Annotated in this window: 10 protein-coding genes and 1 pseudogene; 7 read left to right on the forward strand and 4 right to left on the reverse strand. The window is 38.5% G+C overall.

The genetic code is table 11. The features are described 5' to 3' along the window. The 6 genes and pseudogenes from C1642_RS12135 to dapC all read left to right on the forward strand — a co-directional run. Nucleotides 1-288: pseudogene (locus C1642_RS12135) on the forward strand (branched-chain amino acid ABC transporter permease); the annotation flags it as partial. Between the two features lies 1 nt (nt 289). Then, nucleotides 290-631, forward strand: coding sequence for an L-valine transporter subunit YgaH (gene ygaH, locus C1642_RS12140; RefSeq protein ID WP_001047284.1), 342 nt, complete (start codon nt 290-292; stop codon nt 629-631). A gap of 128 nt (nt 632-759) precedes the next feature. Continuing rightward, entirely contained in the window at nt 760-1149 is a 390-nt protein-coding gene (locus C1642_RS12145) for a tautomerase family protein (RefSeq protein ID WP_000084509.1), read from the forward strand. A gap of 102 nt (nt 1150-1251) precedes the next feature. After that, nucleotides 1252-2469, forward strand: coding sequence for a formate-dependent phosphoribosylglycinamide formyltransferase (purT, locus tag C1642_RS12150; RefSeq protein WP_085940543.1), 1218 nt, complete (start codon nt 1252-1254; stop codon nt 2467-2469). A gap of 27 nt (nt 2470-2496) precedes the next feature. After that, complete coding sequence (gene glnD / locus C1642_RS12155) at nt 2497-5160, forward strand: [protein-PII] uridylyltransferase (protein ID WP_000611177.1); 2664 nt, start codon at nt 2497-2499, stop codon at nt 5158-5160. A 25-nt stretch (nt 5161-5185) separates the two neighbouring features. After that, nucleotides 5186-6355 carry a succinyldiaminopimelate transaminase gene (gene dapC, locus C1642_RS12160; protein WP_001983957.1) on the forward strand — a complete coding sequence of 390 codons (1170 nt, stop codon included), beginning with the start codon at nt 5186-5188 and terminating at the stop codon, nt 6353-6355. Nucleotides 6356-6412: 57 nt separating this feature from the next. Here dapC and C1642_RS12165 read toward each other — a convergent pair whose 3' ends face one another. From C1642_RS12165 to msrB, 4 genes are all read right to left on the reverse strand, one after another. Then, nucleotides 6413-7045, reverse strand: coding sequence for a LysE family translocator (locus tag C1642_RS12165; RefSeq protein WP_000451665.1), 633 nt, complete (start codon nt 7043-7045; stop codon nt 6413-6415). 64 nt (nt 7046-7109) lie between these two features. Beyond that, nucleotides 7110-7955, reverse strand: coding sequence for an AraC family transcriptional regulator (locus C1642_RS12170; RefSeq protein WP_000535301.1), 846 nt, complete (start codon nt 7953-7955; stop codon nt 7110-7112). Beyond that, nucleotides 7955-8440, reverse strand: coding sequence for a glutathione peroxidase (locus C1642_RS12175; RefSeq protein WP_000066032.1), 486 nt, complete (start codon nt 8438-8440; stop codon nt 7955-7957). Before C1642_RS12175 ends, C1642_RS12170 begins: the two co-directional genes overlap by 1 nt. After that, nucleotides 8437-8856 carry a peptide-methionine (R)-S-oxide reductase MsrB gene (gene msrB, locus C1642_RS12180; RefSeq protein WP_000521160.1) on the reverse strand — a complete coding sequence of 140 codons (420 nt, stop codon included), beginning with the start codon at nt 8854-8856 and terminating at the stop codon, nt 8437-8439. Before msrB ends, C1642_RS12175 begins: the two co-directional genes overlap by 4 nt. A 240-nt stretch (nt 8857-9096) precedes the next feature. On the opposite strand from msrB, the gene C1642_RS12185 reads away from it, so the two are divergent. Then, the coding region (locus tag C1642_RS12185) for a pyridoxal phosphate-dependent aminotransferase (protein ID WP_103236384.1) at nt 9097-10174 on the forward strand (1078 nt) is incomplete at its 3' end.

A 10174-nucleotide genomic window follows, 5' to 3' on the forward strand; every position in this document is an offset into this window, starting at 1 on the left:
GCAAGTGGTTCATTATTAGGCGGGTTATTTGCAGATCAAGTCGCACACCTTCCAAAGTTTTTACAAGCAGCTTTAGATTTCTTATTACCCGCTTTATTTTTAAGTTTCTTATTAGCGGCATTTGAACGAAAGCATAGCCTTGTAGTTGCTGTATCGTTAGTGGTTTCAGCTTTAGCGTGTTATTGGATTAACTTATCAGCGGCTATCTTTATTGGCATTCTTTCAGGCATTTTAGCAGGTCTATTTAAACATTATGTGCTGAAACAATTTGATGAGGTTGAAGCTTAATATGAACCTAGAAATTATTTTGGTCGGCATTATTGTGGGTATCGCTAATTTTGCTTCACGCTTCGGACCATTTTTCGTAATACAAAAACTACAAGGCAACCAACAAAGACGCGGCTCAATCTGGTTAAAAATCGCTTTAGGAAGTATTGGTATATCTGCAATTAGCGCCATGCTTGTGGTTGCAACCCTTCCACCTTTACTTGAAACCCCAAATAAGAGTTTAGCAATGCTTATCGGTTTTATGGTTCTAGCTGGTCTTTATTTTAAATTTAAGAAAATTGTTCCTGCCACCTTAACAGCCGCAATCGTTTATGGCCTTATCTATACTTATTTACCTTTATAAATAGATAAACTGATCAACCTTATATAATATATAAATGCTAGAAGTGATTAAGAATAATAACTTCTAGCATAAAAACTCATTTATGAAATTTATTAGAAGATAAATCCATCTAGCGATTAGAGATAAAAATGTCACAAGTTAAAATTTATGCAAATGAACGAACCATTATTCAGTATCGCGAACTGCTCTCTCATGCGATCCATCAAGCACTTATTGAAGAATTGAAGTATCCCGTCGAGAAAAGATTTCAACGCTTCATTAGCCTTAAACCTGAGAATTTTATTTATCCATCTGACAGAAGCCAACATTACATTATCATCGAACTTTCAATGTTTGCAGGCCGCAGTCCAGCCACTAAAAAGCAACTTATTCAAACCTTATTTCGCAATATTGAAGAGCAATGCAAAATTGCACCTCAGGACATTGAAATTACCATTTTTGAAACACCTAAAGAAAACTGGGGCATCCGTGGTAAAAATGCAGATGAATTGCTTTTAAACTATCAGGTTAATATCTAAAAACTACTTTTTTAATTGTCCGACAAAATTACTTTTTTTATGCATGATAAGGCTTAACTCCACCCTAAGTTCTGCTATGCTTAAAAAAATAATTTTGTCAGGATGATTCGCATGAGCGTGACACTCGGTACCCCACTTCAATCTTCTGCATTTAAAGTTTTATTGTTAGGTTCAGGAGAGCTTGGCAAAGAAGTTGTAATTTCCTTACAACGCCTTGGTGTAGAAGTACATGCAGCCGACCGTTATGATCATGCTCCAGCTATGCAAGTAGCACATTTTTCTTATGTGTTAAACATGGCAGATCCAGCCCAATTAAAACAACTCATTGAAAAAGTTAAACCAAATTTAATTGTTCCAGAAATTGAAGCGATTGCGACAGAAGTTTTACTGGAAATTGAAGCAAATAAAACTGCAACAGTCATCCCATCTGCTAAAGCTGTAAACCTGACCATGAACCGTGAAGGTATTCGCCGTCTTGCGGCTGAAGAACTTGGTTTACCTACATCTGCTTATCGTTTTGCTGATACGCTCGAAAGCTTCCGCGCTGCTTGTGATGACATTGGTTATCCAAACTTTGTAAAACCGGTCATGTCTTCTTCTGGTAAAGGACAGTCTCGTGTAAAAAGTTTCGATGAAGTCGATGCTGCATGGGAATATGCAATGCAAGGTGGCCGTGTTAACCAAGGCACTGTTATTATCGAGTCTCAAATTGATTTTGACTTTGAAATTACACTCCTTACCGTTCGCGCTAAAAACCCTGAAACAGGTGAAATTGAAACTCATTACTGTGACCCAATTGGTCACCGCCAAGATGCCGGTGATTATGTAGAAAGCTGGCAACCTCAACCAATGACTCCTGCAGCACTCGAGGAAGCCAAACGCATTGCAAATAAAGTGACTACAGCACTTGGTGGCTGTGGTATTTTTGGTGTAGAACTGTTTATTAAAGGCGACAAGGTTTGGTTTAGTGAGGTTTCACCTCGTCCACATGATACAGGCCTCGTCACTTTAGCATCTCAATTTCAAAGTGAATTTGAATTACATGCACGTGCAATTTTAGGCTTACCTGTAAATACAGCACGTCACAGTGTTGCCGCAAGTGCGGTAATTTATGCTGGAGTTGATGCTAACAATTTAAGTTATAGCAATCTGAATGTGGCTTTAGCTCATCCAGATACCGACTTACGTTTGTTTGGTAAACCAGAAGGTTTCAAACGTCGTCGTATGGGTGTCGCAACTGCTCGCGCTGAAAATACTGATCTTGCCCGTACTTTAGCGAAAGAAACCGCTGATCAAGTAAGCGTTCAAACTAACTCTTAATTTTTACTTATTGGTAGACCCATTTTCATGATCAATACATCGCCATTGCTGAACTATGTCTCAAGTCATCATGATATTAAAGCCATTAATCAGTGGCGAACGGATGTAGAAAAGCAATTGCAAGATTCATATGAAAATGGGCAATCTATTCGAGAAATCATTAAAGCTCGTTCAGACTTAGTAGATGAAGCGCTCGTCTTTTTATGGAAACATGCAGAACTTGACCAGTCAAAACTAGGTCTTTTTGCAGTAGGTGGTTACGGGCGCCGTGAAATGCTGCCCTATTCTGATGTAGATATCATGATTTTGTCTGAAGATGAAATCAGTGAAGAAAATGAAAAACGTATCTCTACATTTATTTCCTCTTTATGGGATGTAGGAAATTTCAAACCAGGTATTAGTGTTCGCACCATTCAAAGCTGTGTTGAACAAGCCGCTACCGATTTAACTGTTGCCACTACATTAATTGAAGCGCGTTTAATCACGGGTAATACACAACTTGCGAAATGGCCTCGCCGTATTGTTTCACAAACATGGACAGACAAAACATTTTATGACGCAAAAATGGCTGAACAAGCCAAGCGTTACCACCAACACAACAATACTGAAAGTAATTTAGAACCTGACATTAAAAATGCACCGGGCGGTATTCGTGACATTAATCAAATTGGTTGGATTGCCAAACGCCACTTCCGAGTGAACCGTATTTATGACTTAGTGCATTTAGGTTTCATTTCAGAGTTTGAATTGGCTGTTTTAGAAGAAGCTGAAAGCTTTCTTTGGGAAATTCGACATCATTTACACCGTTTAGCCAAACGTGATGAAAACCGTTTACTCTTTGACCACCAAAGAGAAATTGCTGCTAAATTTGGTTACGTTCGTCAAGAAGGCCAACCTGTAAATTACGGCGTTGAGCAATTCATGAAACGCTACTACCGTACGGCGCAGCAGGTTTCAACACTCAATGAAATGTTGCTGGCGTATTTTAGTGAGTCTGTCATTACTCCTCGACTCCCCAACTATGAACGCAAAATTGAAGTTGTGAACGATCACTTTAAGATTGTCGACAATAAACTTGCAGTACAGCATCATAAAATTTTTGCAGAGCATCCGAGCGCGATCTTAGAGTTATTCTATATTTTAGCGAATCGACCAGATATTGAAGGTATTCGCGCTCGAACTTTGCGCTTACTCATTCTTGCTGCAAAACGAATTAACCAAAGTTATCGTGATAACCCAGAGCATCAAGCACTATTTATGTCGATTATTCGCTCACCATATCGACTATACGATACCTTGGTCGCGATGAAACGGTATGGTGTGTTAGGAAACTATATTCCTGCTTTTGGTCAAATTATGGGTCTTATGCAATATGACCTATTTCATATCTATACGGTCGATGCTCACACCTTATTATTACTGCGTAATTTAAATCGTTTTAGAGAACCTGAATTTGCCAAAGAATTCCCTGTGGTAAGTTCGGTGTTCCAACGTCTTGCTCGTCAAGATATTGTCTTTATTGCTGCTTTATTCCACGACATCGCAAAAGGCCGTGGTGGTGACCATAGTGAACTTGGCGCAGAAGACGCGATTGAGTTTGGACGTGCACATGGCTTTACAGAGCGTGAATGCAAATTAATTGCATGGCTTATTCAAAACCATTTGCTCATGTCACTTACAGCTCAGAAAAAAGATATTTCTGATCCTGACGTCGTGAAAGATTTTGCCGAAAAACTTGGCGACATGGAGCATCTTGATTATCTCTATACTTTAACAGTTGCAGATATTAACGCGACAAATCCAAAACTTTGGAACACATGGCGCGCATCGCTTATGCGTCAGCTTTATACGCATGCCCGTGATGTAATCCGTACAGGTTTAGGTCGTCCTGTTGACTACCAAATGTTAATTGAAGACACCAAATTTGCAGCAAGTGAATTACTGGTAAATAACTTTGCATTGGCTGATGTCGAAAAAGTATGGCAAGAACTTGGTGATGAATACTTCATTAAAGAGTCGGCCGATGAAATTGCATGGCATACACAAGCAATTTTAAAACATGGTGATAATCCAGAGCCATTAGTCCTCTTACGTGCTCACCGTAAAGCAGCTCAAGATGCAGTGCAAATCTTTATTTATACACGTGACCAACCTAACCTGTTTGCTACTACTGTTGCTGTTTTAGACCGAATGAACCTAGACGTTCAGGATGCAAAAATTATCACAGCAAGTACAGCATTTAGCTTAGACACTTATGTTGTACTCGATCGTTTCGGTACATTGCTTACTGACCCAGAACGTGAAGAAACCGTTAAAAATGCATTAGTGAAGGCGCTTAGCCAACCAGACCAATACCCAGGGCTCATGCAACGCCGTATTCCGCGTCAATTACGGCACTTCGATATCGAAAATACAGTCGATGTAACATTGAATGAAGCCTTACAGCAAAATATGGTCGAAATTTCAACACTCGATCACCCTGGCCTACTTGCACGCGTGGGTGGTTTATTTATGATGCAAGGCTTAGACATCCATTCAGCCCGAATTGCAACTTTAGGTGAACGTGCCGAAGATATTTTCTTTGTCACCAAAAAAGATGGGAAACCGCTGAATCACGAAGAGGTCAAACTCTTCTCGGAAAAACTGAAAGCTGCATTAGATGAAGCATCTAATCAAATTTGTCAGCACTGAAACTCAACTACTTGGTAACTGTTTAATGAACTCTAGCTTGTCGTTATTACACCCGTATCCATTTGAAAAGTTAAACCAACTTTTTAAGGATATTACCCCAGCCAACCTCCCCTTGATTCCTCTATCAATTGGCGAACCGAAGCACCCAGCACCAGAGTTTGTTAAACAGGCTATTATTGATAACTTTAACCATCTATCCACTTATCCAAACAGCAAAGGCTTACCTGAGCTTCGCCAAAGCATTGCAGATTGGTTAACTAAGCGCTTTAAACTCAACAGTATTAGTGCTGAAAACCACATTTTACCTGTGTCTGGTACACGTGAAGGTATTTTCTCTTTTGTACAGGCATTAATTAATCGTGAAGATGCACCTTATGTGGTGATGCCAAACCCGTTTTATCAAATTTATGAAGGTGCTGCTTTACTTGCAGGTGCAAAGCCATACTTTATTAATTGCACAGAAGAAAATGGTTATTTAGGTGACTTTGACGCGGTACCAGCAGAAGTTTGGGAAAAGACAGCCCTTCTTTTTGTATGTACACCGGGTAACCCAACAGGTACTGTGCTTTCTAAAGAACAATTTAAAAAGCTGATTGCCTTATCTGATCAATATAATTTTGTTATTGCGTCTGATGAATGCTATTCAGAACTTTGGTTTGACCAAGCTCCTACGGGTTTATTAGAAGTATGTGCGGAACTTGGCCGTGATGACTACAAAAACTGTATCGTTTTTCATTCACTTTCAAAACGCTCAAACTTACCGGGTATGCGTTCAGGTTTTGTAGCGGGTGATGCTGCTTTATTAAAGCCATATTTGCAATACCGTACCTATCACGGCGCAGCAATGCCAGTACAACATCAGCTTGCCTCAATTGCAGCATGGAATGATGAAAGCCATGTTGAAGAAAACCGTAAGCAATATCGTGCAAAATTTGACTTATTTCAATCTGAGCTAGGTCATTTGCTTCCATTACAAAAACCAGATGCTGGTTTTTACTATTGGTTAAAAGTGGATAATGATGAAACTTTTGCCAAAATGCTGATGGAAAAAGCACATATTAAAGTCTTACCGGGCCGTTATTTATCTCGTGATACCGAACAAGGTAACCCTGGAGCCAACCATGTACGTATGGCGTTAGTGGCAGATTTAGCTCAATGTGAAGAAGTGGTTAAGCGTTTAAAAGCGATTCTTTAAGCCTCTTCTTAGCAGTTGTACAGCCTTTTACTCAGGTTGTACAACTGGGCTATAACACTATTTATATGTAATCAAAAGCACAGCAAAAAGAATAAAAGCTACCGCAGAACAATAATATAAACCTGTTGCAGAGCGTTTAATTTTGATTAAAATTCGATCATAGGCCAGCAGTTTAACCAATAAGATATTCCAGATTAAAACCACACCGACCATCCATACACTCATAAGCAGTTTTTGAAATAAACTAAATTTATGTTGTATAAGTAGCATTAGGCTACTATAAAACATAATATTTTTTGGATTTAGAAGACTCGATTGCAAACCTAATACCAAGCTTTTAATTTTGTTGTGCTTATCTTCTGCTTGGTCACTTAAATTATTTACATCGGTTGAGAAATTTAGAACTGTAGATCGGGCTGCATTAAAACAAAGAAAACTCAAATAAGCCAAATACAAAGCGCCAAGCCATTTAAATATTAAAAGTAAGATACTACTTAGATTTCCAAGCAACATAAAACTAAACAGGCATCCAGCCAGAATTAAAGCATTTCCCAAAGTGATTCCTAGAACAATACCATATGTATAACGGCGTCCTTTTTGTAGAAGACTAGTGAGAATAAGAAAGAAATCTGGACCCGGTGATAAGAGTGCTAAAAAATGAGTAAATGCAATAACTAAAAAAACTTCCATAACAGCTTCATCTGTAAAACAGTCTGGAAAATCTTAAAAATAGAGCTAAACAATTTCTTGTAAATTATTGCGCGGCTGCGAGCTGGAACTGCCGAGGAGTTACCCCTGTATGTGCTTTAAAAGCTTTATGGAAATGACTTTGATCACTAAAACCTAAATTTACAGCCAATTCGGCAAGTGGCACGCCTTGTTTGAGCTGCTCTCGAGCCTGATTAATCTTTAAGTTAATTTGAAATGCATGTGGAGTTAAACCTACATTTGCTTTGAATAAACGTATGATTGCATATCTGCTTAAACCTACTCGTTGAGCAAGTTCTTCTAAAGAAATAAAACCCTCTGAGGATGAAATCACATCGATCAGGTTTAAAAAGTCTTTATATAAATATTGAGGCTTTTGTATTTCTTCTAAAATAAAATGAGGTAATAACAAATGAATCAGGCAATGGAGAAGAGACTGCTCTTTTTCAAAAATTAATTTTTGCGCATCAAATAATGTCTCATTCATTTCAGTAAAAGCTTCATATAAAGATTCGTCTTTTATAATGAGCGGCTTATGCTGAGGTATATGTAAATCAAGACCTTGCTCTTGAAATTCTGAATACAGTTGATTTAACCATGCTAGATCTAAATGAAGCATCTGGTAACTCCATGCCTGATTTGGCATAGGATTACATGAATGCTCAACATGTGCGGGCACAATGACTAATGTACCCGCCGAGATCTTTTGTGCAGTGCCAAAAGAACTTTGAAAAACACTATTCCCCTCATCTATAGCACCAATTGAAAATGTTGGATGGCTATGAGACTTATAACATGTTCTGCCAAAACATGACCTTCGGGTTTCCATATAAGGCATTCGCCGATCTTGCCAAAACTCGAAAGTTTGAGGAATAGCGTTCATTGAACCCATTAACTCGCTAATGCTTTTTCAATATCAGCTTCCAATGCTTCAGGCTTGGTTGTTGGTGCATAACGATTTAAAACCGAACCATCTTTACCAACTAAAAACTTGGTAAAGTTCCATTTAATAGTACTGCTTCCTAAAATTCCTTTTGCTTCACGGGTTAAATATCTAAAGATCACATGAGCTTCAGGACCTTTTACATCTACTTTGGCAAACATAGGGAATTTCACTCCATAGTTACGCTGGCAGAATGTACCTATCTCTTTATTGCTTCCGGGATCTTGCCCACCAAACTGATTGCAGGGAAAACCTAAAACTTCTAAACCTTGGTCTTTATATTTTTCATAAAGTTTTTCGAGACCCGCAAACTGTGGAGTAAAACCACATTTACTTGCAGTATTTACAATTAATAAAACTTTACCTTTGTAATCAGCGAATTGTTTAATATCTCCCTCTAACAATTCAGCTTCAAACTGATAAATGTTACTCATGGATAGGTTTCCTCATCATTTTTTTCTTGTGTTTTCAGTTGTAATGATGCCGAGTTCACACAGTAGCGCAAACCTGTCGGCTGTGGTCCATCTTCAAAAACATGCCCAAGATGAGCTTCACAATCATGACAAACAATTTCCGTTCTGACCATACCATGCGTTAAATCTTCATGTTCATCAATAACGCTTCCATTCAGAGGGCGAAAGAAACTTGGCCAACCACAACCACTATCATATTTTGCATCTGACGAAAACAATTCCGCGCCACAACAACGACAAACATATGTGCCATGTTGCTTAGTATTCCAGTATTGCCCCGTAAATGCTGGTTCAGTGCCCTTTTGTCGCGTTATCCGATATTCTTCAGGTGATAACTCTCTTTGCCATTCTCGGTCTGTTTTATTAACTTTTCCCATGACCTGCACCTTTTATTCTGATGTAAACATAAATTGATAATCGTATTTTATATTTACGCCATTCATCAAAAAAACACTAGTCTCTGAACGTAAAATTTGTTGGATTTTAAACATCTAAGTAACAGAAAGCAAAAAGTAAGCAAAATACAAAAACAAAAGAAAGCAATTTTTTATTTTATTTCCTTTTAAGGAAGCAAAGATGGTGCTATTCTTGTGTGGCACGGTTGTATAGGACAAAACATGTCTCAGAAAAAAAGTGTGCTTTTCCAGCAACTATTACCAGTTATCAAACAGTATCAGCAATCGGGCTTTACCCATGAAAAAATTGTTGAATTACTTAAAGATCAACATGATCTGAATTTGGTAACAGTCAAAACATTTAAAAGTTATTTATACCGATATGCAAAAGTGAATCCAGCTATGTCTAAAAATACTGCTACTCTCCAATCCATGCCAACTTCCCGAGAAATTAAAAAATCATCGAAGCTTGAGCATGTTTGTTATGACATTCGCGGACCAGTATTACGAGCCGCCAATGAAATGGAAGAGCAAGGACATAAAATCATTAAGCTGAATATCGGCAACCCTGCCCCATTTGGTTTTGAAGCACCACAAGAAATTATTAATGACGTTGCTTTAAACCTACCAAATGCAATTGGTTATGTAGATTCAAAAGGTATCTTTCCGGCACGTAAAGCAATCTGCCAGTACTACCAGCAAAAAGGCATCTTAAATATGCACGTTAATGACGTGTATATCGGTAATGGTGTATCTGAACTCATTGTCATGGCTATGCAAGGCCTACTCGATGATGGTGATGAAATGCTCATTCCGATGCCTGACTATCCGCTTTGGACAGCTGCCGTTAACCTGTCGGGCGGTACAGCGATTCACTATAAGTGTGATGAAGAAAACAGTTGGTATCCTGATATTGCCGATATTGAAAGTAAAATTACTTCAAACACACGTGGTATTGTCATTATCAATCCGAACAACCCAACTGGTTCGGTATATCCACGTCATGTGCTTGAGCAAATTGTGGCACTTGCAAAGAAACATGACCTGATTTTATTTGCTGACGAAATTTACGACAAAATCGTTTACGATGGCATTGAACATGTTGCTGTTGCTTCTTTAGCAGGCGACCAATTATGTATTTCTTTCAATGGGCTATCAAAAGCATATCGTATTGCTGGTTTCCGTTCAGGCTGGATGGCAATCACAGGCGATAAGAGCCGTGCAGCAGACTATATCGAAGGTCTGGATATGTTAGCTTCAATGCGTTTATGTGCAAACGTACAAGCTCAGTATGCAATTC

Origin of the sequence: Acinetobacter sp. AKBS16 (assembly GCF_002899995.1) — a bacterium.
Taxonomy (GTDB): domain Bacteria; phylum Pseudomonadota; class Gammaproteobacteria; order Pseudomonadales; family Moraxellaceae; genus Acinetobacter; species Acinetobacter baumannii.

What these genes read in the sequence shown, in the direction of transcription:
- ygaH (WP_001047284.1), top strand. Translation starts at nt 290, where the DNA reads ATGAACCTAGAAATTATTTTGGTCGGCATTATTGTGGGTATCGCTAAT.
- C1642_RS12145 (WP_000084509.1), top strand. Translation starts at nt 760, where the DNA reads ATGTCACAAGTTAAAATTTATGCAAATGAACGAACCATTATTCAGTAT.
- purT (WP_085940543.1), top strand. Translation starts at nt 1,252, where the DNA reads ATGATTCGCATGAGCGTGACACTCGGTACCCCACTTCAATCTTCTGCA.
- glnD (WP_000611177.1), top strand. Translation starts at nt 2,497, where the DNA reads ATGATCAATACATCGCCATTGCTGAACTATGTCTCAAGTCATCATGAT.
- dapC (WP_001983957.1), top strand. Translation starts at nt 5,186, where the DNA reads ATGAACTCTAGCTTGTCGTTATTACACCCGTATCCATTTGAAAAGTTA.
- C1642_RS12165 (WP_000451665.1), bottom strand. Translation starts at nt 7,045, where the DNA reads ATGGAAGTTTTTTTAGTTATTGCATTTACTCATTTTTTAGCACTCTTA.
- C1642_RS12170 (WP_000535301.1), bottom strand. Translation starts at nt 7,955, where the DNA reads ATGGGTTCAATGAACGCTATTCCTCAAACTTTCGAGTTTTGGCAAGAT.
- C1642_RS12175 (WP_000066032.1), bottom strand. Translation starts at nt 8,440, where the DNA reads ATGAGTAACATTTATCAGTTTGAAGCTGAATTGTTAGAGGGAGATATT.
- msrB (WP_000521160.1), bottom strand. Translation starts at nt 8,856, where the DNA reads ATGGGAAAAGTTAATAAAACAGACCGAGAATGGCAAAGAGAGTTATCA.